Annotated in this window: 31 protein-coding genes and 1 tRNA gene; 16 read left to right on the plus strand and 16 right to left on the minus strand. The window is 53.3% G+C overall.

The features are described 5' to 3' along the window. Window positions 1-8: 8 nt before the first annotated feature. Entirely contained in the window at window positions 9-206 is a 198-nt protein-coding gene (locus tag B9Z46_RS01315) for a hypothetical protein (protein ID WP_055360625.1), read from the plus strand. On the opposite strand, the gene ylqF is transcribed toward B9Z46_RS01315, so the two are convergent. Then, window positions 196-1,131 carry a ribosome biogenesis GTPase YlqF gene (gene ylqF, locus B9Z46_RS01320; RefSeq protein WP_108254262.1) on the minus strand — a complete coding sequence of 312 codons (936 nt, stop codon included), beginning with the start codon at window positions 1,129-1,131 and terminating at the stop codon, window positions 196-198. The two genes, B9Z46_RS01315 and ylqF, sit on opposite strands and share 11 nt — an antisense overlap. A 66-nt stretch (window positions 1,132-1,197) precedes the next feature. Further along, window positions 1,198-2,016: an endonuclease gene (locus B9Z46_RS01325; RefSeq protein WP_199220518.1), complete on the minus strand. Its 819-nt coding sequence runs from the start codon at window positions 2,014-2,016 to the stop codon at window positions 1,198-1,200. 218 nt (window positions 2,017-2,234) lie between these two features. Between B9Z46_RS01325 and B9Z46_RS01330 the strand changes: the two genes are divergently transcribed. From B9Z46_RS01330 to B9Z46_RS01355, 6 genes are all read left to right on the plus strand, one after another. Beyond that, a complete protein-coding gene (locus B9Z46_RS01330) occupies window positions 2,235-3,008 on the plus strand; it encodes an extracellular solute-binding protein (protein ID WP_108254264.1) in 774 nt (257 codons plus the stop codon). Between the two features lie 67 nt (window positions 3,009-3,075). After that, the gene (locus B9Z46_RS01335) at window positions 3,076-3,969 is read left to right on the plus strand and encodes an alpha/beta hydrolase (protein WP_158268379.1); all 894 of its coding nucleotides are present in this window, start codon (window positions 3,076-3,078) and stop codon (window positions 3,967-3,969) included. Window positions 3,970-3,994: 25 nt separating this feature from the next. After that, window positions 3,995-4,909: an alpha/beta hydrolase gene (locus B9Z46_RS01340; RefSeq protein WP_055360615.1), complete on the plus strand. Its 915-nt coding sequence runs from the start codon at window positions 3,995-3,997 to the stop codon at window positions 4,907-4,909. 3 nt (window positions 4,910-4,912) lie between these two features. Beyond that, window positions 4,913-5,881: a tripartite tricarboxylate transporter substrate binding protein gene (locus B9Z46_RS01345; RefSeq protein ID WP_108254266.1), complete on the plus strand. Its 969-nt coding sequence runs from the start codon at window positions 4,913-4,915 to the stop codon at window positions 5,879-5,881. Window positions 5,882-5,895: 14 nt separating this feature from the next. Further along, window positions 5,896-6,498 (plus strand): LON peptidase substrate-binding domain-containing protein, encoded by a 603-nt coding sequence (locus tag B9Z46_RS01350; RefSeq protein ID WP_255416902.1) that lies wholly within the window; start codon window positions 5,896-5,898, stop codon window positions 6,496-6,498. A 45-nt stretch (window positions 6,499-6,543) separates the two neighbouring features. After that, window positions 6,544-6,921, plus strand: a complete 378-nt coding sequence (locus B9Z46_RS01355; RefSeq protein WP_108254268.1) for a hypothetical protein — start codon at window positions 6,544-6,546, stop codon at window positions 6,919-6,921. On the opposite strand, the gene B9Z46_RS01360 is transcribed toward B9Z46_RS01355, so the two are convergent. Next, the gene (locus tag B9Z46_RS01360; RefSeq protein ID WP_108254269.1) at window positions 6,911-7,306 is read right to left on the minus strand and encodes a DUF2076 family protein; all 396 of its coding nucleotides are present in this window, start codon (window positions 7,304-7,306) and stop codon (window positions 6,911-6,913) included. The two genes, B9Z46_RS01355 and B9Z46_RS01360, sit on opposite strands and share 11 nt — an antisense overlap. A 271-nt stretch (window positions 7,307-7,577) precedes the next feature. After that, window positions 7,578-7,727, minus strand: a complete 150-nt coding sequence (locus B9Z46_RS15175) for a hypothetical protein (RefSeq protein WP_199220521.1) — start codon at window positions 7,725-7,727, stop codon at window positions 7,578-7,580. A gap of 61 nt (window positions 7,728-7,788) precedes the next feature. On the opposite strand from B9Z46_RS15175, the gene B9Z46_RS01365 reads away from it, so the two are divergent. From B9Z46_RS01365 to B9Z46_RS01385, 5 genes are all read left to right on the plus strand, one after another. Next, a complete protein-coding gene (locus B9Z46_RS01365) occupies window positions 7,789-8,199 on the plus strand; it encodes a BLUF domain-containing protein (protein WP_233245872.1) in 411 nt (136 codons plus the stop codon). A 146-nt stretch (window positions 8,200-8,345) separates the two neighbouring features. Then, window positions 8,346-9,323: a tripartite tricarboxylate transporter substrate binding protein gene (locus tag B9Z46_RS01370; RefSeq protein WP_108254271.1), complete on the plus strand. Its 978-nt coding sequence runs from the start codon at window positions 8,346-8,348 to the stop codon at window positions 9,321-9,323. A gap of 131 nt (window positions 9,324-9,454) precedes the next feature. Beyond that, a complete protein-coding gene (locus tag B9Z46_RS01375; RefSeq protein ID WP_108254272.1) occupies window positions 9,455-9,820 on the plus strand; it encodes a hypothetical protein in 366 nt (121 codons plus the stop codon). 69 nt (window positions 9,821-9,889) lie between these two features. Then, the gene (locus B9Z46_RS01380) at window positions 9,890-10,882 is read left to right on the plus strand and encodes a Bug family tripartite tricarboxylate transporter substrate binding protein (RefSeq protein WP_108254273.1); all 993 of its coding nucleotides are present in this window, start codon (window positions 9,890-9,892) and stop codon (window positions 10,880-10,882) included. A gap of 99 nt (window positions 10,883-10,981) precedes the next feature. After that, the gene (locus B9Z46_RS01385; protein WP_108254274.1) at window positions 10,982-11,353 is read left to right on the plus strand and encodes a PAS domain-containing protein; all 372 of its coding nucleotides are present in this window, start codon (window positions 10,982-10,984) and stop codon (window positions 11,351-11,353) included. Window positions 11,354-11,437: 84 nt separating this feature from the next. Here B9Z46_RS01385 and B9Z46_RS01390 read toward each other — a convergent pair whose 3' ends face one another. Both B9Z46_RS01390 and B9Z46_RS01395 read right to left on the minus strand, forming a co-directional pair. After that, window positions 11,438-13,519, minus strand: a complete 2,082-nt coding sequence (locus tag B9Z46_RS01390; protein WP_199220522.1) for a S9 family peptidase — start codon at window positions 13,517-13,519, stop codon at window positions 11,438-11,440. Window positions 13,520-13,626: 107 nt separating this feature from the next. After that, on the minus strand, window positions 13,627-14,007 hold the full coding sequence (locus tag B9Z46_RS01395; RefSeq protein ID WP_158268380.1) for a nuclear transport factor 2 family protein: 381 nt from the start codon (window positions 14,005-14,007) through the stop codon (window positions 13,627-13,629). A gap of 146 nt (window positions 14,008-14,153) precedes the next feature. Between B9Z46_RS01395 and B9Z46_RS01400 the strand changes: the two genes are divergently transcribed. After that, window positions 14,154-14,594: a PACE efflux transporter gene (locus tag B9Z46_RS01400; protein ID WP_108254276.1), complete on the plus strand. Its 441-nt coding sequence runs from the start codon at window positions 14,154-14,156 to the stop codon at window positions 14,592-14,594. A 101-nt stretch (window positions 14,595-14,695) separates the two neighbouring features. Here B9Z46_RS01400 and B9Z46_RS01405 read toward each other — a convergent pair. The 10 genes from B9Z46_RS01405 to uvrB form a co-directional block, all read right to left on the minus strand. Further along, window positions 14,696-14,770, minus strand: a tRNA-Val gene (locus B9Z46_RS01405). Between the two features lie 68 nt (window positions 14,771-14,838). Next, on the minus strand, window positions 14,839-15,561 hold the full coding sequence (gene dnaQ, locus B9Z46_RS01410) for a DNA polymerase III subunit epsilon (RefSeq protein ID WP_055360546.1): 723 nt from the start codon (window positions 15,559-15,561) through the stop codon (window positions 14,839-14,841). Between the two features lie 37 nt (window positions 15,562-15,598). Then, window positions 15,599-15,937: an ISC system 2Fe-2S type ferredoxin gene (fdx, locus tag B9Z46_RS01415; RefSeq protein WP_108254277.1), complete on the minus strand. Its 339-nt coding sequence runs from the start codon at window positions 15,935-15,937 to the stop codon at window positions 15,599-15,601. Window positions 15,938-15,948: 11 nt separating this feature from the next. After that, window positions 15,949-17,835 (minus strand): Fe-S protein assembly chaperone HscA, encoded by a 1,887-nt coding sequence (gene hscA / locus B9Z46_RS01420; protein ID WP_108254278.1) that lies wholly within the window; start codon window positions 17,833-17,835, stop codon window positions 15,949-15,951. Window positions 17,836-17,854: 19 nt separating this feature from the next. After that, on the minus strand, window positions 17,855-18,391 hold the full coding sequence (gene hscB, locus B9Z46_RS01425) for a Fe-S protein assembly co-chaperone HscB (RefSeq protein ID WP_199220547.1): 537 nt from the start codon (window positions 18,389-18,391) through the stop codon (window positions 17,855-17,857). After that, window positions 18,391-18,714 carry an iron-sulfur cluster assembly protein IscA gene (gene iscA, locus B9Z46_RS01430; protein WP_055360539.1) on the minus strand — a complete coding sequence of 108 codons (324 nt, stop codon included), beginning with the start codon at window positions 18,712-18,714 and terminating at the stop codon, window positions 18,391-18,393. The genes hscB and iscA overlap by 1 nt, the downstream gene beginning before the upstream one ends. 23 nt (window positions 18,715-18,737) lie before the next feature. After that, window positions 18,738-19,127 carry a Fe-S cluster assembly scaffold IscU gene (gene iscU, locus B9Z46_RS01435; RefSeq protein ID WP_055360537.1) on the minus strand — a complete coding sequence of 130 codons (390 nt, stop codon included), beginning with the start codon at window positions 19,125-19,127 and terminating at the stop codon, window positions 18,738-18,740. Window positions 19,128-19,166: 39 nt separating this feature from the next. Next, complete coding sequence (locus B9Z46_RS01440; RefSeq protein ID WP_055360534.1) at window positions 19,167-20,387, minus strand: IscS subfamily cysteine desulfurase; 1,221 nt, start codon at window positions 20,385-20,387, stop codon at window positions 19,167-19,169. A 13-nt stretch (window positions 20,388-20,400) separates the two neighbouring features. Next, a complete protein-coding gene (gene iscR / locus B9Z46_RS01445; RefSeq protein ID WP_055360532.1) occupies window positions 20,401-20,937 on the minus strand; it encodes a Fe-S cluster assembly transcriptional regulator IscR in 537 nt (178 codons plus the stop codon). 127 nt (window positions 20,938-21,064) lie between these two features. Continuing rightward, window positions 21,065-23,188: an excinuclease ABC subunit UvrB gene (uvrB, locus tag B9Z46_RS01450; protein WP_108254280.1), complete on the minus strand. Its 2,124-nt coding sequence runs from the start codon at window positions 23,186-23,188 to the stop codon at window positions 21,065-21,067. Between the two features lie 132 nt (window positions 23,189-23,320). Between uvrB and B9Z46_RS01455 the strand changes: the two genes are divergently transcribed. The 3 genes from B9Z46_RS01455 to rsxB all read left to right on the plus strand — a co-directional run bounded on the left by B9Z46_RS01455 (window position 23,321) and on the right by rsxB (window position 26,723). After that, window positions 23,321-24,517 (plus strand): amino acid aminotransferase, encoded by a 1,197-nt coding sequence (locus B9Z46_RS01455; protein WP_108254281.1) that lies wholly within the window; start codon window positions 23,321-23,323, stop codon window positions 24,515-24,517. A 119-nt stretch (window positions 24,518-24,636) separates the two neighbouring features. Continuing rightward, entirely contained in the window at window positions 24,637-26,037 is a 1,401-nt protein-coding gene (locus B9Z46_RS01460; RefSeq protein ID WP_108254282.1) for a polyhydroxyalkanoate depolymerase, read from the plus strand. Next, window positions 26,034-26,723 carry an electron transport complex subunit RsxB gene (gene rsxB, locus B9Z46_RS01465; RefSeq protein ID WP_108254283.1) on the plus strand — a complete coding sequence of 230 codons (690 nt, stop codon included), beginning with the start codon at window positions 26,034-26,036 and terminating at the stop codon, window positions 26,721-26,723. Before B9Z46_RS01460 ends, rsxB begins: the two co-directional genes overlap by 4 nt. The last annotated feature ends 4 nt before the right edge of the window (window positions 26,724-26,727 follow it).

Below are 26,727 nucleotides of genomic sequence, written 5' to 3' on the forward strand. Positions count from 1 at the left end.
GATTTTTCATGAAAATTTCGAGGTTGTTTCAACCCAAAAATCCTATTTTCTGGATTTTGGTAGCGCTCAACTTGCTCTCGCTAGCACTGTCGCACATTGCCCAAAATTACCCACTCAACACCTTGGGCACATGGGTCATTGCGGTGTGCGCCTTGCTCAATGCCCTTGTCAGTGCTTTGTTGGCCTGGCGACTGGTCAATTCTTAGTCTTGCGCAAAGATTTTTTCTCTTTTTGAAGCGCTGCTTTTTTCTCAGCACGTTCAGCGTCCGCTTTCAGACCCGATGCCAACCATTGCGCAAACTCAGTAGGCGTTTCGAGGGTCAATCGGCCCAATGCTGCCGACCGAAAATCATGAATCACAATTTCGGCAGCCTTGGTGGTGTTCACCCGGCCCCCACTTTGAATGGCGCCGCGATAGCGTGCAATGGCCTCTAACAAGGTTTCATCGGTGTGTTCCGACACGTTTTGAACTTTGTAGCGCGCGGTAATGGCCGTGGGGTAATTGGCTATCAAATAATGCAACAACTCTAGGGCCACTTCTTCATCGTCAAAGGCATTGACGCCAATCGCACCACTGGCGGCCAAGTTGTAGCCGCTCTTTTCAACAATGATGCGCGGCCACAGTACACCGGGCGTGTCGTACAAATAAAAGTCATCGGCCAAGGTGATGCGCTGCTCTAATTTGGTCACACCTGCTTCGTCACCCGTTTTGGCAGCTCGCTTGCCCTTCAAGGTATTGATGAGGGTGGACTTGCCCACATTGGGAATGCCGCAAATGAGCACCCGCATGGGCTTGGCCATGCCGCCTCGGTTGGGCGCCAACTGATGGCAGGCGTCAATCAATGCTTTGGCCGGCGACACCATGCTGGTGTCCAAACCAATGGCCCGCACATTGGGCATTGCGTTGTAATGGTCCAACCACAACTGCGTGCGCTCAGCGTCCGCCAAGTCTTGCTTGCTGAGCACCTTCAAACCTGGCTTGCCCTGAATCAACTGCGCCAACATCGGATTGGCACTGGACCCCGGCAACCTGGCGTCCAGCATTTCAATGACCACGTCAATGTCTTTGATGCGCTCCTCAATCGCCTTGCGCGTGAGGTGCATGTGCCCCGGAAACCATTGAATAGCCATAAACTGAAATGCGAACCAAAAACCCCATTGTCCAACACTTCCCCCTTAATTGGGGTCAGATCAACATTAATTAACGCTTTCCAGACGCGCCGTGCCCAACATGATGGGCTTGACCAATATTTTGTAAGTGTCTAAATCAAAGCTTTGCTGCAATGTCACGGGCAACTGCGCCGACTTGGAACACCAAGTTCCCAAGTAGCGCCAGTTTTCTAGTCGATGACGCTGTACCCAGCCTTGGCTTTCCTCCACCAAATCAATGGCCCCCGCAAACGGCCACGCATGCACTTTCATGTCCTCCAAAGCGGATAGCAGGCGTTGGTCATGCGCCAAGCGCTCTTCTTTACCAACGCAAGCGCCCAAACAAGTTTTAACTTGCAATCCAAAGCAGCCACGGGCGCTGAGCTTTTCCAGGCCCAGCAAACCTTGGCACAAATTGTGATGATCAGCCAACTCGCGCAATTTGGCTTGCGCCGCATGCCTAGAACTGAACAGCCCATACAAGCCCTCAACCTGGCCCAGGCCCAAGTCTTTGCCGGTCACAATTTCGGGCACCCAGGCACCGGCTTGGTCGTGCAGTTGAATGCTGCACAAGTTGCGAAGCCTGCGTAGCCTGATGTTGTAAAGCGGGTTGAGCGTTTTGATCAGGTGCGACTCTAAAAGCAAAGCGCCAATCTCCCCCGCCGTCTCGATGAAATCCACGCGCCTTGATTGCGACATCATCTCGGCTTCATCTTCGGCTCGCAAATGCGCCAACACCCGGCTGCGAATGTCGACACTCTTGCCGATGTAAATGGGCAACTTGCCGTCACCCCTGAAGATGTAAACGCCTGGTCCGCGTGGCAAGGCCGCCAGCGAAGCAGCATCCAAAAAAGAGGGTTCCTTCACGCGGTCAATTCAAGTCGTTGCGAGCAAGTGCGCGGAGGGTGGGAAATTCGGCCGTTTTTTCGAGTTTTGACGCTAAAACGGCATGGCTGGGCAGAGGATCAATCAGAATTTTTTTCACAAGGGCCTCCTGCAGGTGTTGTAAGCTTAATTCTAGCCAATGCCAATTGCGGATACATTGAAACAAAGCTAAGCAGCCTCCACGACATGAAAGGGTCACCATGACAACATGCTTCACACGCGCACTTGCCGCCACGGGTTTTGCATTCCTCAGCCAGGTCCTTTTCATCAGCAGTGCCTCGGCCGAAACCCTGAAAGTTCTGACCACTGGCGCTTTCAAACAAGTGGTGGTGGCCGTTGCCGCCGACTACGAAAAGCGCACCGGCCACAAAATCGACATTCAAAATGACACCGCGGGCGCGGTTACCAAACGGGTTACAGCGGGCGAGGCCTTTGACGTCTTGGTCCTCACACCAGCCGGTCTGAAAACTCTAGGAAGCAGCGGCCACATCGATGCCAGTAGCATCTTGCCACTGGCCAAAGTGGCCATTGGCGTGGCCGTCAAACAAGGTGACCCTTTGCCAGCCCTCAAAACCGTTGAGGACTTCCAAGCCGCAGTTCGCAATGCACGCAAAGTGGCCATCATCAACCCTGCCTCTGGGGGCTCAAGCGGCATTTACCTCGAAGGCTTGTTTCAGCGCATGGGCATGGCCGATGAAGTCAAAGCCAAAGCGGTGTTGGTCAACGGTGGTCTGGTGGCCGAAAAAATCGTGACCGGTGAAGCCGACTTGGCCATCCATCAAATCAGCGAAATTCTGCCTGTGGCCGGCGTCACCTTGGTTGGACCTTTGCCTGAAGCTATACAAAACTACACCGCGTATGCCGGTGCGGTGAATGCCAACACATCCAAGAAGGAACTGGCCAACGCCTTCCTTCAATTGTTTGTGTCAAACCAAGGCAAATCCATCATCCGTGAAAAGGGCATGATGGAGTAAAAAACACCCATCAGTTTGACTCGGGTATCGTCATTTTTTTTTAACCTTCTCAACAAGGCGCATTATCGTGATCTGGTCTCAAGAATATTCTGTCAACCGCGAAGACGTTCGTTTGTATGTATACCGCAAACGTGCCACAGCACCCGTCGCTGGCGAAGCCGCCAAGCCCGTTTTGTTGCTGGTACATGGCTCCACAGTTTCCGGCCGCAACACCTACGACTTGCAAGTTCCCGGTGGCAAAGACTATTCCGTCATGGACTATTTTGCAGAACGCGGCTACGACTGCTGGACAGTCGATCACGAGGGCTACGGCCGCTCTAGCTGGTCGGGCCGTGGCAACAGCGATGTGCGCACAGGCGCCAAAGACTTGGCCGCTGTGGTGCCCTTCATTTTGCAAGAAACTGGCGTTCAAAAAATCAACATCTTTGGCTCTTCTTCAGGTGCTTTGCGTGCGTGCGTCTACACCGAAGCCCATCCCGACACCGTGGCCCGTTTGGGCCTGTCTGCCTTGGTGTACACCGGCGCCGGCGCGCCCACCTTAGAGCAACGCCGCAAAAAGCTGCCTGAGTACAGTGCAAGCCCCCGCCGCAAGGTTGACTTGGCTTTCTACGAAGGCATGTTCAACCGCGACAAGCCAGGCTCTAGCGAAGACAGCGTGCCCAAGGCCATTGCCGCCGCCGAACTGCCTTTGGTCAGCGAAGTACCGACAGGCACCTACGTCGACATGTGCGCCAATTTGCCCTTGGTCGAACCCGAAAAAATTCCCTGCCCCACCTTGGTCATACGCGGTGAATACGATGGCATTGCGGCAGAACCTGACCTGCTTGATTTCTTCACACGCTTGCCTACCAAAGACAAGCAGTTTGTGGTGCTCTCAGGCATTGCACACAACCCCATGATGGGCGTGGTGCGCAACAAGTTCCACCACGCGCTTGAGAATTTCCTCAAAGCGCCTTTGTAAAACAAACCTCAAGGAACACCCTCGCATGACTAGCGTTCAATGGACAGGTGGCACAGAACACTGGACTCACAAAGGCGACATCCGTCTGTTTTTGTGGAACAAACCAGCCCACGCGCATGTGCCCAAAGTCGGGACCATTTTGTTTGTGCACGGCTCCTCGATGGCCTCACAGCCCACCTTCGATCTCAGCGTGCCCGGCAGGCCACATTCATCCGTGATGGATTGGTTTGCCGAGCGCGGCTTTGACACTTGGTGCATGGACAACGAAGGCTATGGCCGCTCTGATAAAAGCCGCCCCATCAACTTTGACATTGCCAACGGCGCCGAAGACTTGGCAGCTGGCAGCGAGTACATCCTCAAAACCACAGGCGCTCAAAAGTTGATGGTGTATGGCATTTCGTCGGGTGCGTTGAAGGCGGCTCTGTTTGCGCAGCACCACCCCGAGCGCATTGCCAAATTGGCTTTGGATGCCTTTGTCTGGACCGGCGAAGGCAGCCCCACTTTGGCTGATCGCAAAAAGAAACTGCCTGAGTTTTTAGCCAAAAATACGCGCCCCATTGACCGCGCATTTGTCCACAGCATTTTCAACCGCGACCATGGTGCCTGTGCCGACGAAGCCACCAAAGATGCCTTTGCCGATGCCATCCTCACCTTGGACTCGGCCATGCCCACCGGCACTTATGTCGACATGTGCTCCAAGCTGCCCCTGATCGACCCCGCCAAAGTCACCTCGCCCACGCTCATCATGCGCGGTGAGTACGATGGCATTGCCAGCCTCGATGACTTGTTGAACTTCTACAAATTGCTGCCCAGCCGTAGCAAACAGTTCAGCATCATGGAAGGCATTTCACACGCCAGTTTCCAGCAGAAAAACTACCTCATGGTGTATCAAATTCTGCACAGCTTTTTTTCCCAACCCGAACCCACTTTCCGAGGTTAAATCATGAAGAAGCTTTTGAGCATTGTGTGCGCAGCCACTTGCCTGACATTGTCTGCAGGCCAAGCCGTGGCCCAGGCCTACCCCACCAAGCCCATCAAAATCATCGTGCCGTTTGGCCCCGGTGGTTTTACCGATGTGGTGGCGCGCATCTTGGGCGTCAAGTTGGGCGAAAGCCTGGGGCAATCGGTGGTGATTGAAAACAAACCCGGCGCGGGCTCCATGATTGGTACTGATCAAGTGGCCAAATCGGCACCCGATGGACACACCTTATTGATCGTGTCGTCCACGCACGTCATCAGCCCTTGGATCTACAAAAGTGTTCCCTACGATCCCATCAAAAGTTTCGCCCCCGTCACCAAGCTGGTCGACTCGCCTTATGTGTTGCTGACCAACCCCAAGGTGCCTGCCAAAAACGTGCAAGAGTTCATTGCACTGGCCAAAGCCAACCCCGACAAAATTCACTTTGCATCTTCTGGCAACGGCAGCGCGCAGCACTTGATTGGCGGCATGTTTGCCTCCATGACCAAAACGCAACTGAAGCACGTGCCCTATCGCAGCAGCAATTTGGCCACCACAGACGTTGTGGCGGGTGTGGTTGAGAGCAGCTTTGCTGGTGTGCCCAATGCCTTGTCGCAAGTGCCCAATGGCCGTCTGAACGCCTTGGCTGTGACCAGCGCCAAACGCATTCCTCAATTGCCCAACGTGCCCACCATGCAAGAAGCGGGTGTGCCCGGCTACGATGCCACCATCTGGCTGGCCTTGTTGGCACCTGCTGGCACGCCTGCCCACATCGTGAACAAGCTCAACGCTGAGGTTGCCAAAATCATGAACACGGCAGAAACCAACAAAGCCATGTTTGAGGCCGGCGTTGAAGTGAGCTTGTCCACGCCCGAGGCCTTGACCCAACTCATGACCTCTGAAATGAGCAAGTGGGGCAAGGTGGTCAAAGACGCTGGCATCAAGTTGGAATAAACCGCCCAGGCCTTGTGATCGACACCCTGCCCCTTTTTCCCCTGTCACAGGGCCTCATGCCTGATGGCATGCTGCACCTTCAAATTTTTGAAGTTCGCTACCTCGACCTCATCAAACGCTGCCATCAACAGCAACTGCCCTTTGGCGTGGCCTGGCTTCAAAAAGGCAGTGAAGTGCAAGTGCCTGGCGAAGTACCCTCGCTGCATGCCTACGGTTGTGTGGCCCGCATTCGCGAAATGGACATGGTGCAGCCCAATTTTTATCGGGTGGTTTGCCAAGGCGGTTTGCGATTTCAACTGAACGAAGTGCGACCTGGCCCTTTGGGTGTGTGGCAAGGCCAAGTCAGCTATTTGCCACAAGACCCTGAAGTGGCCATTCCCGAGCACCTTCAGCCCTTGGCAGACCGCTTGGGCAAAGTGATTGCCTCTGCGCAGCAACAAGGTGTGATGGACCGATTGCCCATCTTTGCGCCATACCAACTTGACCAGTGCGGCTGGGTGGCCAACCGCTATGCCGAAGCCATGTCTCTGAGCGATGCCGACAAGCTGGCCTTGCTGGCACAACTTGATCCCTTAGAGCGGCTTGAGTCAGTCTCGCGCCATATGCTGGCTTCTTGATCTGATCGGTAGGTTGGCGCAGGTTCTTGTGGCTAGAATGAACCCATGACCTCACCTCTTCTCCAAAAGATTTTCACCCGCTTGGGCTTTGCTGTTCTAAGCGTGCTATTGGCCTTTGCCCTTTACATCTGGGCCGTGCTGTCGTGGAGTTACTCCGAAGGCGAACGCGCAGGCTTTCTGCAAAAAGTTTCTTACAAAGGCTGGATTTGCAAAACTTGGGAGGGCGAGTTGTCTTTGGTGGCCATTCCAGGCGCCGCCCCCGAAAAGTTTTTGTTCACCGTGCGCGATGAAGCGGTGGCCCAACAACTCAATGAAGTGGCTGGCAAGCGCGTGACCTTGAAATACGAACAACACCGCGGCCTGCCCACCTCCTGCTTTGGCGACACCGACTATTTTGTGGTGGGCGTGGCGGTTATCGAGTAAGCAGCACCACTGCAAAGGCCAGAAAAATCACGGCCCAAATGGCCTTGGAATTGCGGCCAATGAACTTCAAGCCTTTCTCTTCCATCGAGATCACTCTAGGGCCTGTTGGCTTAGGTGGCTCTAGAAGCTGAACCTCGGCAACGGCTTCGCCCCATGCGGTGGCATCTGGGTTTAGAAATTCCGTGAAGGTGCCGCTGGCAGCTTGGCCAGGGTTTTGTGCCGCTTGCAACAGCATCACTCTTTGCGTCAGCAAATAGGCCGCATAGGGCTGAGTTCTAAAGGCATCGGCAATCAGTTTGGCAGCCGTTTCGTCGTAAATACGGGGCTTGGTTTGGATCATTTCGCGTAAAAACTGCATCAATGCATCGCGTTCACTTCCCGTCATGTGGGTTCCTTGGCTGCTGAAGATGTTTGCAAGGGTGCGCCCATTTGGCTAAAATTTTTACTAGGTCTAACCCCAAGGCCCAACTGATGGCAACCGGCCTTCAGACAACATATGCAAGGAGACTCTCATGCCACACGTCATGGTCGTTATTGACCTGTTTATTTTGGTTGCCATTGTTTGGGCTTTTTCAGAGAACAATCGCCAGCTTAAATTGCTGAAAAAAGCCAAAGAAGCCAAGCACCACTGATTGGCGCATACCTACTGCAATGGCTCACCCTTCTGGTGAGCCATTGTTGTTTTTGGCGGCCTCCTCGGCTTGCTTGCGTTCGCGTTTGAGCTTTTCTTGCTTCAAATCGTGAAACTGGTGAATGGCAAAAACAAACACCAACGCAAAAACGCCCATTTCAATCCACATGCCCATTTGCGACTCCTGAGGTTTGAGTAATGCGGTCAATGTTACGATGAGTGAACGGAGACAAGCAATGCTCATTCGACTTTTGTACATCAGCCGGGCCGCAGGCGCCATCACTTCCACTGTGACGGGTTCGATTTTGGAATCGGCCAGGGTGCACAACCGCGTGGCTGGTATCACGGGCATTTTGTGCCAAGGGCAAGGCTTGTACATCCAAATACTGGAAGGCAAACGGGCCAGCGTCAATCGGCTGTATGCCACGCTGATCAAAGACAAGCGGCACCAAGATGTGGAGTTGGTATCCATTGAAGAAATTCAAACGCGAAAGTTTCCAGAGTGGTCGATGGCGCATGTGATCATTTCCGAAAGCGATCCCATCGTGCAACTCAAGCACCCCGAGTTCGATCCCTTCACGGCATCAAGCGCGCAGTTGATGTCCTTGATCGATGACCTGCTGAAACACGCTACGCCCATCTACTGATTTACTGGGTTCAATTAAAGGCCTCAACTCCCTCACCATTTCAACTTTTCAAACTTGTAGCCTCTAGCATGTCAAGTTAAACTGAGTACAAGCTCACAGCTGGCCATGCAAGCTGTGACTAATTAAACCCTGTTGTCGGTACACCCATGAACAAACGCCACTTACTCAGCGCCATCGCCTTGGTCACTTCTACCTTGCTATTGCCTAGCTTGGCCAGTGCGCAAGATTTTCCGCCAAAGCGCCCAGTCACTTTGTATGTTGGTTTTGCTCCCGGTGGCGCAGCCGATGCCGCAGCCCGATTAATTGCCAAAAAGCTCACAGAAAACATCGGTCAAAACGTCGTGGTGGAAAACAAAGCGGGTGCTGGCGGCAACATCGTTCACCAGCAAGTGGCCAACGGTGTGTCAGATGGCTCCGTCATTTTGCTAGGCTCCATTGGCCCCATGGCCATTGCGCCTCACATGATGAAAGTCGGCTATGAACCCTTCAAGGATCTAGCGGCCATCTCTGGCGGCGTGAACTTCCCCAACATGTTGGTGGTCAACAAAGAGTCTGGCATTAAAAATTTGGCTGACTTTGTGGCCCTCGCCAAAAAAGCGCCAGACACCGTGTCCTTCGCCTCTACTGGCGCTGGATCTGCCTCTCACCTCACAGGTGAGTTGTTTGCCATTCGCACCAACACAGACATGCTGCATGTCCCCTACAAGGGCGGCGCACCGGCCATGCAAGATCTTTTGGCCAATCGTTTCACAGGTTATTTTTCGGCACCGCCCACCTCCATTCCCCACGTTGAGTCTGGCAAGTTAATCGCCATTGCAACCACGGGCCTCACACGTCCAAGCTATCTGTCTAATGTGCCCACCGTGGCCGAGTCTGGCTACCCTGGCTTTGAAGCCCTGAACTGGTATGCCTTCTTGGCTTCTGCCAAAGTGCCCTCACCCATACTGGACAAATGGAATGCTGAAATCGTCAAAGTGCTCAACGATCAAAGCACCAAGGACGCACTGACCAAACTAGGACTCTCTGGTGCGCCATCTACAAGGGCTGAACTGACCAGCTTCATGCAGAAGGAATCAGAGAAATGGGGCAAGCTGGTGCGTGAGAAAAAAATTACAGCTGAATAAGCCGAGACTATTGATAATGGATTTAGGCCATGGTAGCGATTAAATCCAAACACCAACAAATATGCCAAAACTCGATCGGGGCTAATTGCACAACCTGCCTTGACGATTAAGTAATTGGGGTCAGATCACAATTGTTTTTACTCGACTCTATCGCTCACATCAGCATTGCACATGCCCACGCTGTAGTTATCTCTGGGTCTCATGGCGGAAAATCAGCCGCTGAATTTGTCATTGCACTCAGCCAAAAACCAAGCTGCGTTTTCTTCAACGATGCGGGTGGTGGCAAAGACAACGCAGGAAATGTTGCGCTAGAGATACTGCAAGCTCACAACGTTCCATGCGCTTGCTATTCCCATTTGTCTGCGCGCATTGGTGATGCACAAGATGGATATGACAATGGCGTCGTATCTGCTATGAATGAATTAGCGCAGCTAAAAGGCGTCGAACTGAACATGCCAGTCAAGGTGGCCATGCAAATTGATTGGGCATCACATTAGGGAATGCCTGATCTGGACAGCCCAGTTTGATGCCACCAAAATGGTCTCTCCATTCACTCAGGAGAGACCATGTCCATTTCGCGTCGTGATGTTTTACAAGTGGCCGGTGTGGCCAGTTTGCTCAGCGCTGTTGGCCAGCAGGCTTGGGCGCAAGCCCAACTCGAGAGTTTGAAAATTGTCACTGGCTTCCCACCCGGTGGCACATCCGATGCCATCTGCCGACGCGTCTCCGAAAAGATCGCGCCCTCTGCCTATACCAAAGCCGCTTTCGTTGAAAACAAAACAGGTGCTGGCGGTCAAATTGCCGTGCAGTTTGTGCGCAACGCACCCGCCGACGGCGCCACGGTATTGCAAACACCCATGTCCATGCTGGGCATCTATCCGCACATCTACAAAAAGCTGCCCTACGATCCAGTAGGCGATTTAGCGCCTGTCTCTTTGGGGGCTGTGTTCGACTTCGGTTTTGCAGTGGGCCCTATGGTGCCAAACAGCGTCAGAAACGTTCCAGAGTTTTTAGCTTGGTGCAAAGCCAATCCCATGCTGGCCAACTTTGGTTCACCCGCTGCGGGCTCTACTCCTCACTTCATTGGATCCCTGCTTGGCCGAGAGGCCAACGTCGATCTGAAACACATTGCGTTCCGCGGTACTCAGCCTGCCATTCTGGACATGATCGGCGGCCAAATTGCTGCGGTGTCTGGCCCCATTGGCGAATTCACTCAGCACGTGGCGGCCGGCAAATGCAGACTGCTGGCTGCTACTGGCGCCAAGCGCAGCCAATTTGCGCCCAACACACCCACGTTGGTTGAGCAAGGTTTAAAAGGCTTTGTTTACGACGAATGGTTTGGCTTTTATGTGCCCGCCAAAACACCCACCGAGATCATCAACCGGCTCAACGCCGCCATGCGCGTGGCCTTGGCCGCCCCCGAGACAGTCAACGGCATGGCCATGATGGGCTTGGTGGCACAGTCTTCCAGTCCTGCCGAATTGGCAGCCAGACTCAAATCCGACACCGAACTCTGGGGCCCCTTGGTTAAAGCCATTGGCTTCTCAGCAGACGCTTGATGCGAAAAAAAAGCACCTGGCGCTTCCGCTAGGTGCTTTATCTAATTGGGGTCAGATCAACATTAATTTGGCAACTTTGCCAAGGACAGGAAATCAACAATGAAAGCATCTACTTCACAAACAAGTGAGTCCTTGATTGCAAATTTGTCTTACGTCGTCATCGCAGTCGGTAACGATGGCATCATCAACTTATGGAATAGAGCGGCAGAATTGGTGCTTGGCTTTGATGCAAGCGAGGCAGTAGGTCAGCATGCCAATTTGGTCATTCCAGCCAACATGCAACAAGCTCATGGCAACTGCTTCACCAAGTCGCTAGACGTCGTTAAAGAATTTGCAATTCGCAAGGACTCGGTCTTACCTTTCATGCACAAGTCAGGCATTCCCATTAAATTAAGAGGACACTTGGTCATCCTCAGAGGACCAGATGGCTTACCTCAAGGGTCGGCTGTCATTGGGTCGGTTGCTGAATAAAAAAAGCACCTGGCGTTTCCGCTAGGTGCTTTCTAGAGTAAAGTGTAAAAGTTGTTTAGCGTCAGTTAGACACTTCTGAACAGCTCACTTTTTGACCATCGCCTCAACCAAGCCAGGCACGTGCTCAGCGCCACTTTTAACTTGGCCAGTTGACTTACCCAGCGTATCGCCAATGGATTCAACTCGACCGCCTAAACAGCTGCCCAAGAATGCCTCGGAGATTGCATTGAAACCAATGTTATTGCTAGGCTTTGCAAAGCCATGTCCCTCATCGGGATACAACACGTATGTAACTGGAATTTTCTTGGCCTGCATAGCTGACACAATTTGATCGCTCTCCGCTTGCTTCACACGTGGATCATTGGCGCCCTGACCAATGAGTAAAGGACGAACAATCTGATCGGCCTTGTAAAGGGGCGACGCATTGCGCAGGATCTGCTTGCCCTCTGCGGTGTTGGGGTCACCCATGCGGCTGTACATCTGCTTTCTGCCCGACTCCCAATAAGGCGGAATGGTTGCAAGCAAAGTTTCCAAATTTGAAGGGCCCACAATGTCGACTCCACATGCAAAGACTTTGGGGGTAAAGGCAAGACCTGCCAAGGCTGCATAGCCACCATAACTTCCCCCCATGATGGCAACCTTGTCGGCAGTCGTCACCCCCTGCTTGACGGCCCAGTCAACGGCATCAAGCAAGTCGTTGTGCATTGCCAATCCCCATTGCAAGTTGCCAGCATTCAAGAATTTTTTGCCAAAGCCACTCGATGCACGGAAATTAACAGACAACACTGCGTAACCTCTATTGGCCAACCACTGGTGATAGCCGTTGTAACCGTAAGTGTCACGCGCCCAAGGCCCGCCGTGAACCAGAAGTACCAACGGGACTGCCTTGTCGGCCTTCCCGTCACCATTGGTATCCGCACCCTTTGGCAATGTCAGATAACTCGGCAAGGTCAGGCCATCGCGCGCCTTAATTTCCGCTGGCAGCATTGGCACCAAAGGTGCACCCTGAAGTTCAGGGCGTGCCACATAAAGCATCGTCAGTTTCTTTTCTTGTCGGTCATAGAGATACGTTCCAGCAACCTTGGATACGGGATCGATGCCCACAATCCATTTGTCATCGGCCTTGGTTCGGCTTGCCACCAATACAGCACCTTCTCCCAACTGCTGCTTTAGCCAATCAAAATCTGCTTTTAATTCTGCATCAATGAATTTCCATTCGTTTTGAAGGTAGTTCACCGAATAGGCTTGAACTGCACCTGTAATTGGATGGCGCATCGTATTGCCGAGATCTGCCCGCGAATCCTCACCAATCAATTGACGTTGGCCTGTGCTTGTATCTTCTGCAAATAATGCAGTCGTGTCTCGTCCTCGTGAGTCCATCCAATAAAGCGTTTTGCCATCAGCAGTAAAACTCAACGGCCCTGTATTACTGTCTTCCAAGCTTGTGCTTAAAAACGTTTTCTCAGCAACCACATTGTCTTTAACGTGAAAGTAATCAACGCCCCCAGCAGCATTGGGACGCGCCGCAAGTCGAACTTGGAGTTGCTCATCCGCATCAAAACCAGCATAGCCGTCGCCCCTCAAGAGCAGCTTTCGCTCGCCAGTTTTGATATTGAGTAAATACATATCGTGCCAGCGCGGGTCACGGTCATTGATACCCACCAACATCTCATTGGGTCGCTGCGTAGAGTCACCAATGAGAATGACGCGGATTTTGCCAAAGGGTGTGAGATCTTGCTGCTTTCCCGTGGCGATGTCTACGCCGTAAAGATGAAAATTCTCATCCCCGGCATTGTCTTTGATGAACAAGACTTGATCACTGGCCTTCGACCAAAAGTACCTTGAAATTGGCCGATCGGTAGATGCAGTGATGGCCTTGGCACCATCTGCTTGATGAGCGGGCGCAACCCACACATTCATTAACCCATTGACCGGCGCCAACCACGACAGCCATTTCCCATTCGGGCTGATCTGAGCACCAGCCTTCACAGGATTACCAAAAAGCGCTGCTCGAGGAATGAGAGGCGTATTCGCAACAGTAACAGCTGAGTTGCCTGCGGGCATCTGCTGCGCATAGGCATTGGTCAATGTGAGAGAAACAAGCGCAAGCGAAGCAAACAAGCTCTTGACATGCGGCAGTGATTTGGCAGATTTGCAATTAAGCATACGAAACCTAAAATTTCAAAAACTTAAGCATACAACAAGCTCTGAAGCCATCAGCCAATGCGGTTAGCCCAACTACTTCTTAGGCATTAACGCCGCTCAAGTTAAGATCAAGAGTCTGCAAACGGCATCGTGTGAATTAACACGAATTTCCAAACACCCTTCTCTTGACGTAGCACACAACTTGTCGGCGCAACAATGGCAACTTGTTGGCCTTCGAAAACATAGCTTTGGTCCAACATGAATGTCACGATGGCGATGTCATTGCTTGTTTGCACGTGCACATCGGATATGGATGACTTGATGGACTTAACCAGGTCAAACATCGGCCGAACTACCGCTGCAACCTCAGCCTTACCTCTAGACCACTTTTTGGAAATTTCGTCAATTTGGGTAATGTCATCGGCCATCATGTCCAGCAAGGCTTCGGCATCAGCGTTGTCGACAGCTTTGAATGCCGCCAAGATGACGGATTTAGGATCTAAGCTCATTTCATCTCCTGTTGCTTGTGTCAAAAAATTATTGACTTTCATTAACATGCAATAAAGAGGGTTCACCCTAGCTTGTGCGTGAAATCGGGTAGAACTTTAGTCCAGTCTTCTCCTGTACAGTTCAGCGTTAACGAATCCAATTCAACATGAATTTACAAGGCACCCAACGTAAGATCACTTACGTTGCCATCTACGAGGCCATCGCTTTCTTGTGTGGCACGCTTGGCTTTTTCAGCTTCAGCGACAGCAGCCTTGAGCGCGCAGGTGCGCTGGCTGTCTTTGCATCACTCTTTGCGGTGGGTTGGAATTTTTCCTACAACGCCATGTTCGAGCGCTGGGAATCCAAAAGGCTAACGCGCGGCCGTGGCTTTGGGCGTCGCGTACTGCACGCCGTGGGCTTTGAGATGGGCTTTCTGGTGGTGCTGATGCCGGCGGCAGCATGGTGGCTCGACATCAGTTATCTGCGCTCATTCACAGTCAACCTGGGTTTGAACGTTTTCTTTTTTGTTTACACCTTTGCTTTTACTTGGTGTTTTGATCGGGTGTTTGGACTGCCGGTATCAGCAGCAACATCCGACATTTCTTGAAGTTCGCTCAGATAGCCGATGAACAGTTAATCCAATTAATGTTGATCTGACCCCAATAAAAAAAAGCGCTTACGAATGTTCGTAAGCGCTTTTTGAGTTTTTGGTGGGCAGTACAAGTTTCGAACTTGTGACCCCTGCAGTGTGAATGCAGTGCTCTACCCCTGAGCTAACCGCCCTATCGCTTTTCAGCGTAGCCCTAAATTATGCCACGGTTTTTTGGGCATTTTCAAGGTTTTTAAAAGTTTCAGGCTGCCGCGCTTTGTTCACTGCTGAGCTGTCGCCAGAGGGTTTTGCCGCCGCTGGCCTTGTCCAATTGGGCCAACTGCTCTTGGTGGGCCGCTTGCTCTTGGGCATTGGCTTGTATGACCGGTAATACAAAGCCTGACAGGTCGACAGACTCTTCAGAGCCGGCCTTCCCTTCATCACCACCGGCGTCGATCAGTAAAGCCTCTTGGCCGCGGGTGAGGTTAATGTAGACATCGGCCAGCAGCTCGGCATCGAGCAAGGCGCCGTGCAAGGTACGGCCAGAATTGTCGACGCCCAAACGGTCGCAAAGTGCATCAAGGCTATTGCGCTTGCCGGGGTACATTTGCTTGGCCATGACCAAGGTATCGACCACACCATTCACATAGGTGGTGAATGGCTTTTTGCCAGCCAACTCGAGTTCTTTGTTCAAGAACCCAACGTCGAAGGCGGCGTTGTGAATGATGATTTCTGCGCCGTCCACGTAGTCCAAAATTTCTTGTACGACGTCTTTGAACTTGGGCTTATCGCGCAGAAATTCGTTGCTGATGCCGTGCACCTTGAGAGCATCTTCGTGACTGTCGCGGCCAGGGTTGAAGTAGAAATGCAGGTTGTTGCCCGTGAGCTTGCGGTTGACAAGCTCAACGCAGCCCAACTCAATGACGCGGTCGCCGCCTTCAGCGGAAAGACCGGTGGTTTCGGTGTCTAGAAATAATTGGCGCATGACCTAACTGTAATCCCAATTTCAAGCGCAAAAACTGTCAATGGTTTTCTTTGGCGTGGTTGATGGTGTACTTGGGAATCTCAATCACCACGTCTTGCTTGCCCAGAAACGCTTGGCAGCTCAAACGTGAATTGGGTTCTAAGCCCCATGCACGGTCGAGCAAGTCTTCTTCTGTTTCTTCGGCTTCGTTCAAGCTGTTCAAGCCCTCGCGCACAATGACGTGGCAAGTGGTGCAGGCACAGCTCATATCGCAAGCGTGCTCGATGTTAATTTTGTGATCGAGCAAGGCTTCGCAAATGCTGGTGCCTGCAGGCGCAGAAATTTGAGTGCCTTCGGGGCAATATTCAGCGTGTGGCAATATTTTGATAACGGGCATGGTGTTCTTTGTTAAAGGCTTTGAATGTTCTGACCCGACAAGGCTTTTTGAATGCTGTGGTTCATGCGCTTCGCGGCAAAGGCTTCTGTGGCTTTGGCCAAGGCTTCGGTGGCATCTTCCACGGCTTGGGCATCGGTGGCAGTGTCAACCACTTGCCTCAAGGTCACCATCATTTTTTCAATGTGCGTGCGATCTTCTGCACTGAGCAAGTGACCATCGGCATTGAGTGCACTCTGTGTGGCCAACAACATGCGATCGCCATCCACGCGCGCTTCCACCAAGGCACGAGCCTTCATGTCCACTTCTGCGGTTGTAAAACTGTCTTGCAGCATTTTGGCAATTTGATCGTCGCTCAAACCATAAGAAGGTTTGACATCGATCTTGGCCTCCACGCCACTGATCTGCTCTTTGGCAGCCACACTCAGCAAGCCGTCGGCATCAACTGTGAAGGTGACGCGAATGCGCGCTGCACCAGCAGCCATCGGCGGAATGCCGCGCAGTTCAAAGCGCGCCAAGCTACGGCAATCGACCACCAAATCGCGCTCGCCCTGCAACACGTGCAATGCCAAAGCGGTTTGACCATCTTGGTAGGTGGTGAAGTCTTGGGCCATGGCCGTGGGAATGATTTGGTTGCGCGGAATGATGCGCTCAACCAGGCCGCCCATGGTTTCAATGCCTAAGGACAATGGAATGACGTCCAGGAGCAACAAGTCGCCCGCAGCGTCGTTGCCAGCCAATTGATTGGCTTGAATGGCCGCGCCCAGCGCCACCACTTCGTCGGGGTTCAAATTGTTGAGAGGTGCTTTGCCGAAGAAAGCCGCCACGGCTGCTTGAACTTGCGGCATGCGGGTAGAACCGCCCACCATCACCACACCTTGAATGTCTTCGGCTTTGACCTTGGCATCGCGCAAGGCTTTTTTAACAGCCGACATACAGCGCGCTGTGAGTGCGGCAGTGGCAGCTTCAAATTGCGCACGGGTGATGTTCACTGCATGCAACTGATCTGCATGGGTCCATGTCAGGTTCGCTTCAGAGGCTGAAGTCAAAGCTTCTTTGGCCGCACGCGCAGCCGCTTTCAAACGTGTTTTGTCTTCTGCGCTCAAGCCCGCTTGCACCTCTTGCAGGCCCATTGATGCCAAGGCTGCATCGGCCAAAGCATGATCGTAATCATCGCCACCCAGGGCAGAGTCACCACCGGTGGCCATGACTTCGAACACACCGCGCGTGAGACGCAAAACGGAAATGTCAAAGGTACCGCCACCCAAATCGAACACGGCGTAAATGCCTTCGCTGGCATTGTCCAAGCCGTAGGCAATGGCCGCCGCAGTAGGCTCGTTGATCAAACGCAGCACGTTGATGCCGGCCATTTGGGCCGCATCTTTGGTGGCTTGCCTTTGCGCATCGTCGAAGTACGCAGGCACGGTGATCACAGCGCCGTGAAGGTCATCATTGAACGTGTCTTCTGCGCGGAAGCGCAGTGTGGCCAAAATCTCGGCACTCACTTCGACGGGTGACTTCTCACCTTGCACCGTTTGAATCGACAGCATGCCCTTTGCAGAGGCGCCATCGGGCTTCACAAATTTGTAAGGCAACTTTTCTGGATGGGCAATGTCAGACAAACTGCGGCCCATGAAGCGTTTCACAGAAGCCAAGGTGTTCTCTGGATCTTGCGCGGCGTTGGCCACGGCTTCATGGCCAATTTGACGACCCTGACCTGGCAAGTAACGAACCACCGAGGGCAAGATCACTTGGCCTTTGTCATCGGGCAAGCACTCCGCCACGCCGTTGCGCACCGATGCAACCAAAGAATGGGTGGTGCCCAGGTCAATGCCGACGGCAATGCGTCGTTGGTGCGGATTCGGTGCCTGACCGGGTTCTGAAATTTGCAAAAGTGCCATGACTTATTGTTTGAATGTGTTAGCTGCAAGCGTCTAACTGGTGTTGCACTTCTTGTGAAAACTTGTCGATGAACATCAACGCCCTGACCTGCCCTACAGCTGCTGCAAAGTTGTGGTCCACATCGATCAATGCAGCCATCTGCTTCAAGACTTGGGCCTGCGAGGCGTCAACTTCGTCCAACAGTTTTTCCAATGCCTCTATTTTAGAAGCAGGCGCTTTGATGGCTTTGCAATCGTCCAAGGCTTCACGCCATTCCATTTGCTGCATCAAAAAGGCAGGCGGCATGCTGGTGTTGTTTTCGGCATTGACGGCAGCGCCGTTCAATTCACACAGGTAGGCTGCGCGCTTGAGTGGATCTTTGAGACGGTTGTAGGCTTCGTTGATGCGCACAGACCACTGCATGGCAATGCGCTGCGCAGAGGCGCCTTCAGAGGCAAACCGGTCGGGGTGCGCCTCGCGTTGCAAAGACTTCCATTGCAAATCGAGTTGCGCGCGGTCCAATGCAAAAGTCGGCTGCAAGCCGAACAGCTCGAAGTCTGACGCCTGCAGTGAAATCACACGCGGAACGATTCGCCACAGCCGCAGCGATCGCGCTCATTGGGGTTGTTAAAACGGAACCCCTCGTTCAAACCTTCACGCACAAAATCAAGCTGGGTGCCATCGATGTAGGCCAAGCTTTTGGGGTCGATCAACACCTTCACGCCGTGGTCTTCAAAGACCACGTCTTCGGGCGCGACTTCGTCCACGTATTCCAGTTTGTACGCCAAGCCAGAGCAACCGGTGGTTTTAACGCCCAAGCGCACACCCACGCCCTTGCCGCGTTTGGTGATGTAGCGCGACACGTGACGCGCTGCAGCTTCTGTCAATGAAATGGCCATGATGTACTTCCAGCAACCACCGCTTAGGCGGTTGCGTGTTTTTTCTTGTAGTCTTCGACGGCTGCTTTGATGGCGTCTTCGGCCAAGATGGAGCAGTGAATTTTGACGGGTGGCAAAGCCAACTCTTCGGCAATTTCGCTGTTCTTCAAGGCAGCGGCTTGGTCCAGTGTTTTGCCCTTCACCCACTCGGTGACCAGAGAGCTAGACGCAATGGCAGAGCCACAACCGTAGGTTTTAAAACGTGCATCTTCGATCACGCCCGTTTGGGGGTTGACCTTGATCTGCAACTTCATCACGTCGCCGCAGGCAGGTGCGCCCACCATGCCGGTGCCCACATCTTCGTCGCCCTTTTCAAAGGAGCCCACGTTGCGGGGGTTTTCGTAGTGATCAACAACTTTTTCGCTGTAAGCCATGGTGTTACTTCCTTAATCTGTTCTTGAACGCTAAAACGCTTAGTGTGCAGCCCACTGAATGGTACTGAGGTCGACGCCGTCTTTGTACATTTCCCACAAGGGGCTGAGTTCGCGCAACTTGGCCACGTTGGCTTTGATGGTCTCAATGGCAAAGTCAATTTCGGCTTCGGTGGTCCAACGGCCCACGGTCATGCGCAAACTGCTGTGGGCCAATTCGTCGCTGCGGCCCAAGGCGCGCAATACGTAGCTGGGCTCCAAGCTGGCAGAGGTACAGGCAGAACCTGATGACACCGCCAAACCTTTGATACCCATGATGAGCGATTCGCCTTCAACATAGTTGAAGCTCATGTTGATGTTGTGGGGCACACGCTTGGTGGGGTGACCGTTCAAGAACACTTGCTCAACGTCTTTCAAGCCATTGATCAGGCGCTCTTGCAAAGCTTTGGCCTTGGCAATGTCTTGGTCCATTTCTAAGCGCGCAATGCGGAAGGCTTCGCCCATGCCCACGCACTGGTGTGTCGGCAAAGTGCCAGAACGCATGCCGCGCTCGTGACCGCCACCGTGCATTTGCGCTTCGAGGCGCACGCGGGGTTTGCGGCGGACATACAAAGCACCAATGCCTTTAGGACCGTAGGTTTTGTGCGAGGCCAAGCTCATCAAATCGACGGGCAAGGTGTTGAGGTCGATGGGCAATTTACCGGTGGCTTGCGCAGCATCCACATGGAAGATGATGCCCTTCTCACGGCAGATGGTACCAATGGCGGGAATGTCTTGAATCACGCCAATTTCGTTGTTCACAAACATGACGCTGACCAAGATGGTGTCGGGGCGCAAAGCAGCCTTGAACACATCGAGGTTGACCAAGCCGTCTTCTTGCACGTCAAGGTAAGTGACTTCAAAGCCTTGACGCTCTAGTTCACGCATGGTGTCGAGAACAGCTTTGTGCTCGGTCTTGACCGTAATCAGGTGCTTGCCGCGAGATTTGTAAAACTGCGCTGCGCCCTTCAAGGCCAAGTTGTTGGACTCGGTGGCACCACTGGTCCACACAATTTCGCGAGGGTCGGCACCGATGAGGTCGGCCACGTCTTTGCGGGCTTTCTCGACGGCTTCTTCTGCTTCCCAACCCCAAGCGTGGCTGCGTGAAGCTGGATTGCCAAAGTGCTCGCGCAACCAAGGAATCATGGCATCGACCACGCGCGGATCACAAGGATTGGTGGCGCTGTAGTCGAGGTAAATGGGGAAATGAGGTGTGCTGTTCATGCTTGAAAACTTCTCAAGATTTCATCAATGTGTTGCCCAAGGCAAACACGGAATTGGGGGCGTTCACGCGCACAGGCTGAACCACTGGCATGGCCGAAATGGCGCGCTTGATGGCGGGCTTGTCTTCAATGGTGTGACCTGCGGCCAATTGGTCATCGACCAATTTTTGCAAGTTGACTGAGTCCAAAAACTCAACCATGCGGGAGTTGAGGGAGGCCCACAAATCGTGGGTCATGCAACGGCCAGTGCTACCGTGGCAGTTTTCTTTGCCGCCGCAATGCGTGGCATCGATGGGCTCGTCCACCGACAAAATGATGTCGGCCACGGTAATGTCGGAAGCTTTTTTGGCGAGGGTATAGCCGCCGCCAGGACCGCGGGTGGACTCGACCAATTGATGGCGACGCAACTTACCGAACAACTGCTCTAGGTAAGACAAAGAGATTTCTTGACGCTGGCTGATGGCAGCCAAAGTGACCGGGCCTGAATGCTGTCGCAGGGCCAAATCGATCATGGCGGTGACCGCAAATCGACCTTTGGTGGTGAGGCGCATGGCTAGATCCTAGGTTGTTGACTAATTCGCTCGACTATAGCAGAACTTGAGCGGAATAGTAGGAATACGATTTGAAGGTCTTTATGGCCATGGGGAAAACCGCCCCACGCCCGTTTCGGGCTTTGCTTCAGGCTTTCAGCACCACCACGTTGTCGGTTCCTGGTGCACCAAAAGCTTGCGCCTTGAGCATCTGCAGCTGGTCTCGCACCTGGGCCGCCTTCTCGAAATCGAGGTTTTTGGCGTGTTCCATCATCTGCTTCTCGAGTTGCTTGATGGCTTTGGAGATGTCCTTCTCGCTCATCTCCTCCACTTTGGCCCGCTGAACGGCGGCCAACTCTAAGCGTTCGGCTTCTTTGCCCGCCTTCTCGCTGTACACACCATCAATCAGGTCGCGAACTTGCTTCACGATGCTGCGCGGCGTGATGCCCATGGCTTCGTTGTGGGCCAGTTGCTTGGCCCGCCGGCGCTCGGTTTCGCCGATGGCGCGGTTCATGGAATCGGTCATGCGATCGGCATAGAGAATGGCGCGGCCATGAAGGTTTCGCGCTGCACGGCCAATGGTTTGGATCAAGCTGCGTTCTGAGCGCAAGAAGCCTTCTTTGTCGGCGTCCAAAATGGCAACCAAAGACACCTCGGGAATGTCCAAACCTTCGCGCAACAAATTGATGCCCACCAACACATCGAAGGTGCCAAGGCGCAGGTCGCGCAAAATTTCAACACGCTCCACAGTGTCGACATCGGAGTGCAAGTAACGAACCTTCACGCCGTTGTCAGACAAATAGTCGGTCAATTGCTCGGCCATGCGTTTGGTCAGTGTGGTGATGAGTACGCGCTCGTGCTTTTCAACGCGGATGCGAATTTCTTGCAGCACATCGTCCACTTGGTGAATGGCGGGTCGCACTTCCACTTGGGGGTCGACCAAACCTGTGGGCCTGACCACCTGCTCCACCACTTTGCCTGAATGCGTTTTTTCGTAATCGGCTGGTGTGGCCGACACAAAAATGCATTGGCGCATTTTGGTTTCAAACTCTTCAAATTTAAGCGGCCGATTGTCCAGCGCGCTGGGCAACCTGAAGCCATATTCCACCAGCGTGGTTTTGCGTGCGCGGTCGCCGTTGTACATGGCGTTGAGCTGACCAATCATTTGGTGGCTCTCGTCCAAGAACATGATGGAATCTAAGGGCATGTAGTCGGTCAGGGTACTGGGTGCGGCACCAGGTTCTGCGCCCGACAAATGACGGGTGTAGTTTTCAATGCCTTTGCAGTGCCCCACTTCACTGAGCATTTCCAAATCAAAACGCGTGCGTTGCTCTAGCCGCTGTGCTTCCACCAATTTGCCCATGCCCACCAGTTGTTGAAGGCGCTCGGCCAGTTCAACTTTGATGGTCTCCACCGCAGCCAATACTTTGTCGCGCGGAGTGACGTAGTGGCTGGAAGGATAAACGGTGAAGCGGGGAATTTTTTGACGGATTCGACCTGTTAGGGGATCAAACAATTGCAGGCTTTCAACTTCGTCGTCAAACAATTCAATGCGCACCGCCAACTCAGAATGCTCGGCGGGAAACACATCGATGGTGTCGCCTCGCACACGAAACTTGCCGCGGCTAAAGTCTTGGTCATTGCGCATGTATTGCATGCGAATGAGTTGAGAGATCACATCGCGCTGCCCAACTTTGTCGCCGGTGCGCAATGTCATGATCATGCGGTGATAACTCTCGGGCTCACCAATGCCGTAAATGGCCGACACGGTGGCCACAATGACCACGTCGCGACGTTCCATCAAACTCTTGGTGCATGACAAACGCATCTGCTCAATGTGCTCGTTGATGGCGGAGTCTTTTTCAATGAACAAATCTCGCTGAGGCACATAGGCTTCAGGCTGGTAGTAGTCGTAATAGCTGACGAAATACTCAACGGCGTTTTTAGGAAAGAACTCTCTAAATTCTGAGTACAGCTGTGCGGCCAAGGTTTTGTTGGGCGCAAACACAATGGCGGGCTTGCCCATTTGGGCAATCACGTTGGCCATGGTGAAAGTCTTGCCAGAGCCCGTCACGCCCAGCAAGGTTTGAAACACTTCGCCGTCATTCAGCCCCTCCACCAAACCTTCGATGGCGGTGGGTTGATCGCCCGCTGGCGGATAGGGTTGGTACAACTCAAAGGGCGAGCCCTCGTAATGCACAAATTTGCCTTCAGGTGCCACATGCGGCACGGCTTCGAGGACGGGTTCAAAAGAATCGGGTGAGACGGCCATGGAACTTCTTGAGATGGGTCAATTTGGGGCGAAAAATGGAAGAAAGAGCCGTTAAAATTAGGGGCAACCCTAAAGCCTAACCTAGGTTTGGGATTTCTGCCATCCGCAACCTCCTTATCAAGGACTTTTTTCATGTCTCTGTTTACCGCCGTCGAAATGGCCCCCCGCGACCCCATCTTGGGTTTGAACGAACAATTTGCAGCCGACACCAACCCCAACAAAGTGAACTTGGGTGTGGGCGTTTATTTCGACGACAACGGCAAACTCCCATTGCTCGAGTGCGTGCAAGCTGCTGAAAAAGCCATGATGGACAAACCCAGCGCCCGTGGCTACCTGCCCATCGACGGCATTGCCGCCTACGACGCCGCTGTGAAAAGCCTGGTGTTTGGTGCCGACAGCGAACCTGTCAAGTCCGGTCGCGTGGCCACCGTGCAAGGCATTGGCGGTACCGGCGGCCTCAAAATTGGCGCCGACTTCCTGAAAAAAGTCAGCCCCAACGCCAAGGTTTTGATTTCTGACCCCAGCTGGGAAAACCACCGCGCGCTGTTTGCCAACGCGGGCTTCCAAGTTGATACCTACGCCTACTACGACGCCGATAAACGCGGCGTCAACTTTGACGGCATGTTGGCCAGCCTCAACGCAGCTGCGGCTGGCACCATCGTGGTACTGCATGCTTGCTGCCACAACCCCACCGGTTATGACATCACAGCCGCCCAATGGGACCAGGTGATTGCAGCGGTCAAAGCCAAAAACCTGACAGCCTTCTTGGACATGGCTTACCAAGGCTTTGGACACGGCATTGCCGAAGACGGCGCTGTCATTGGCAAGTTTGTGGCCGCCGGCCTCAACTTCTTTGTGTCGACCTCTTTCTCTAAGAGCTTCAGCTTGTACGGCGAGCGCGTCGGAGCTTTGTCTGTGGTCTGCGCAGACAAAGAAGAATGTGGCCGTGTTCTCAGCCAATTGAAAATTGTGATTCGCACCAACTACTCCAACCCTCCCATCCACGGTGGCGCGGTGGTGGCGGCTGTGTTGGCCAACCCCGAGTGGCGCGCCACTTGGGAAAAAGAGCTGGCTGAAATGCGCGTTCGCATCAAAGCCATGCGCCAAAAATTGGTCGACGGCCTGAAAGCCGCTGGCGTGAAGCAAGACATGAGCTTCATCACCACCCAAATTGGCATGTTCAGCTACTCTGGCCTGACCAAAGACCAAATGGTTCGCTTGCGCTCTGAATTTGGCGTTTACGGCACCGACACAGGCCGCATGTGCGTGGCCGCGTTGAACAGCAAAAACATCGACTACGTTTGCCAGGCCATTGCCAAGGTGATCTAAAGGTCCTAGTTTGTGAACCTGAATGTCGCGCATTCAATTCAATTTAGATGCGCGACTCCATTTTCCATGCATCACAACTGCTATATTGCTGCAGTGCAACAATTTAAGGTGATTTAGTCATGCTCTACCAACTCTACGAAACTCAGCGTTCCATCATGGAGCCTTTTGCAGACTTGGCTCAGGCTGCCGCCAAGATGTACAGCAACCCGCTGAACCCCATGGGCAATTCGCCTTTGGCACAGCGCGTGTCTGCCAGTTACGAATTGATGCACCGTTTGGGCAAGGACTATGTCAAGCCCGAGTTTGGCATTCGCACGGTCCAAGTTGGCAAAGTCGATGTCGCCATTCATGAACGCGTCGAAATCAACAAGCCATTTTGTGAGTTGCGACGCTTCAAGCGCTTTTCAGACGATGCGCCAACCCTCAGCACCCTCAAAAAACAACCCGCTGTTTTGATCGTTGCGCCTTTGTCTGGCCACTACGCCACCCTGCTGCGCGACACCGTCAAAACCATGCTCAAAGACCACAAGGTCTACATCACCGATTGGAAAAATGCCCGCTTGGTGCCTTTGGCTGATGGCGAATTCCATTTGGACGACTATGTGAACTATGTGCAAGAGTTCATTCGCCATGTGCAAGGCGTGTATGGCAACTGCCACGTGGTCAGCGTGTGTCAGCCCACGGTGCCTGTTTTGGCAGCCGTATCCTTGATGGCCTCGCGTGGCGAGAAAACACCTTTGTCCATGACCATGATGGGCGGCCCCATTGATGCGCGCAAGTCGCCCACTGCGGTCAACAACTTGGCCATGAACAAGAGCTTTGAGTGGTTTGAAAACAATGTGATTTACAAAGTGCCCAGCAACTTCCCTGGTGCTGGCCGCCGCGTTTATCCTGGCTTCTTGCAGCACACAGGCTTTGTGGCCATGAACCCCGATCGCCACGCCACCAGCCACTACGATTATTTCAAAGACTTGATCAAAGGTGACGACGCCAGCACTGAAGCGCACCGCAAGTTTTATGACGAGTACAACGCGGTGCTCGACATGGATGCCGACTACTATTTGGAAACCATCAAAACGGTTTTCCAAGATTACAACTTGGTGCACGGTACTTGGAACGTCAAGAACCCTCAAGGCAAAGCCGAACTGGTGCGCCCTCAAGACATCAGCACCACCGCATTGCTCACCGTTGAAGGTGAGTTGGACGATATTTCGGGTTCTGGCCAAACGGCTGCGGCACATGGTTTGTGCAGCAACATCAAGCCCAACAATCGCAAGCACTTGGAAGTACCAGGCGCCGGTCACTACGGCATTTTCAGCGGCCGCCGTTGGCGCGATGTGGTGTACCCCGAAGTGGTCAAATTCATTTTGGCGCACAACGATGTCAGCGGAAAAAAGAAGCCTGCAAGCAAAGCCGCCGCAAAACCAACAGTGAAAGCTGCCGCCAAAACCACAGCCAAAGCTGCAGTGAAGCGCACCGCCAAATCTGTGACTTCTAAAGCCGTCGCTCGCAAAAAGTGAGTTCGCTGGCTGACCGCATCAACGATGCGCTGCCGCAAACGCAGTGCACACGATGCGGCTATCCCGATTGCAAGGCCTATGCGCAGGCCATTGCGAATGACAACGCACCCATCAATCAGTGTCCACCCGGTGGCGCGGCAGGCATTGCCGTCTTAGCTCAGCTAACCCATCAAGCGCCCTTGCCTCTTAACCCTGAGCACGGGGTAGAAGCCCCCTTGACCGTGGCCGTGATCGATGAGGCTTGGTGCATAGGCTGCACGTTGTGCATCAAGGCCTGCCCTACCGATGCCATCTTGGGCAGCAACAAGGTGATGCACACCGTCATAGAAGCTGTTTGCACTGGCTGCGATCTTTGCCTGCCTGTTTGCCCCGTTGACTGCATTGAGATGGTGCCCATCTCTGGCGACAAAACAGCATGGGCTGCCTGGTCACCCGAATTGGCTGCACAAGCCAGACAACGCTATGAAGCACGTCAGCACCGACTGGTCATTGAAGAACGTGAACAAGCAGCAAGACTAGAAGCCAAAGCCGCCATGAAGCTGGCGGACTTGGAAGCCCACACACGTCCGATGGAAACGCCATCGGGAACGACTTCCGATCAAGATGCGGCGGACAAAGAAATGGCCCGCAAGCGGGCCATCATCGAAGCGGCCATGGCCAAAGCCAAAGCACGCCAAAAGACTTGAAGCT

Source organism: Limnohabitans sp. Hippo4 (assembly GCF_003063605.1).
GTDB lineage: Bacteria > Pseudomonadota > Gammaproteobacteria > Burkholderiales > Burkholderiaceae_C > Limnohabitans_A.

Bases quoted from the DNA above. Each gene is read 5' to 3' on its own strand.
- B9Z46_RS01315 (WP_055360625.1), top strand. From the start codon at position 9: ATGAAAATTTCGAGGTTGTTTCAACCCAAAAATCCTATTTTCTGGATT.
- ylqF (WP_108254262.1), bottom strand. From the start codon at position 1,131: ATGGCTATTCAATGGTTTCCGGGGCACATGCACCTCACGCGCAAGGCG.
- B9Z46_RS01330 (WP_108254264.1), top strand. From the start codon at position 2,235: ATGACAACATGCTTCACACGCGCACTTGCCGCCACGGGTTTTGCATTC.
- B9Z46_RS01340 (WP_055360615.1), top strand. From the start codon at position 3,995: ATGACTAGCGTTCAATGGACAGGTGGCACAGAACACTGGACTCACAAA.
- B9Z46_RS01345 (WP_108254266.1), top strand. From the start codon at position 4,913: ATGAAGAAGCTTTTGAGCATTGTGTGCGCAGCCACTTGCCTGACATTG.
- B9Z46_RS01355 (WP_108254268.1), top strand. From the start codon at position 6,544: ATGACCTCACCTCTTCTCCAAAAGATTTTCACCCGCTTGGGCTTTGCT.
- B9Z46_RS01360 (WP_108254269.1), bottom strand. From the start codon at position 7,306: ATGACGGGAAGTGAACGCGATGCATTGATGCAGTTTTTACGCGAAATG.
- B9Z46_RS15175 (WP_199220521.1), bottom strand. From the start codon at position 7,727: ATGGGCATGTGGATTGAAATGGGCGTTTTTGCGTTGGTGTTTGTTTTT.
- B9Z46_RS01365 (WP_233245872.1), top strand. From the start codon at position 7,789: ATGCTCATTCGACTTTTGTACATCAGCCGGGCCGCAGGCGCCATCACT.
- B9Z46_RS01370 (WP_108254271.1), top strand. From the start codon at position 8,346: ATGAACAAACGCCACTTACTCAGCGCCATCGCCTTGGTCACTTCTACC.
- B9Z46_RS01380 (WP_108254273.1), top strand. From the start codon at position 9,890: ATGTCCATTTCGCGTCGTGATGTTTTACAAGTGGCCGGTGTGGCCAGT.
- B9Z46_RS01385 (WP_108254274.1), top strand. From the start codon at position 10,982: ATGAAAGCATCTACTTCACAAACAAGTGAGTCCTTGATTGCAAATTTG.
- B9Z46_RS01390 (WP_199220522.1), bottom strand. From the start codon at position 13,519: ATGCTTAATTGCAAATCTGCCAAATCACTGCCGCATGTCAAGAGCTTG.
- B9Z46_RS01395 (WP_158268380.1), bottom strand. From the start codon at position 14,007: ATGAGCTTAGATCCTAAATCCGTCATCTTGGCGGCATTCAAAGCTGTC.
- B9Z46_RS01400 (WP_108254276.1), top strand. From the start codon at position 14,154: ATGAATTTACAAGGCACCCAACGTAAGATCACTTACGTTGCCATCTAC.
- dnaQ (WP_055360546.1), bottom strand. From the start codon at position 15,561: ATGCGCCAATTATTTCTAGACACCGAAACCACCGGTCTTTCCGCTGAA.
- fdx (WP_108254277.1), bottom strand. From the start codon at position 15,937: ATGCCCGTTATCAAAATATTGCCACACGCTGAATATTGCCCCGAAGGC.
- hscA (WP_108254278.1), bottom strand. From the start codon at position 17,835: ATGGCACTTTTGCAAATTTCAGAACCCGGTCAGGCACCGAATCCGCAC.
- iscA (WP_055360539.1), bottom strand. From the start codon at position 18,714: ATGGCCATTTCATTGACAGAAGCTGCAGCGCGTCACGTGTCGCGCTAC.
- iscU (WP_055360537.1), bottom strand. From the start codon at position 19,127: ATGGCTTACAGCGAAAAAGTTGTTGATCACTACGAAAACCCCCGCAAC.
- B9Z46_RS01440 (WP_055360534.1), bottom strand. From the start codon at position 20,387: ATGAACAGCACACCTCATTTCCCCATTTACCTCGACTACAGCGCCACC.
- iscR (WP_055360532.1), bottom strand. From the start codon at position 20,937: ATGCGCCTCACCACCAAAGGTCGATTTGCGGTCACCGCCATGATCGAT.
- uvrB (WP_108254280.1), bottom strand. From the start codon at position 23,188: ATGGCCGTCTCACCCGATTCTTTTGAACCCGTCCTCGAAGCCGTGCCG.
- B9Z46_RS01455 (WP_108254281.1), top strand. From the start codon at position 23,321: ATGTCTCTGTTTACCGCCGTCGAAATGGCCCCCCGCGACCCCATCTTG.
- B9Z46_RS01460 (WP_108254282.1), top strand. From the start codon at position 24,637: ATGCTCTACCAACTCTACGAAACTCAGCGTTCCATCATGGAGCCTTTT.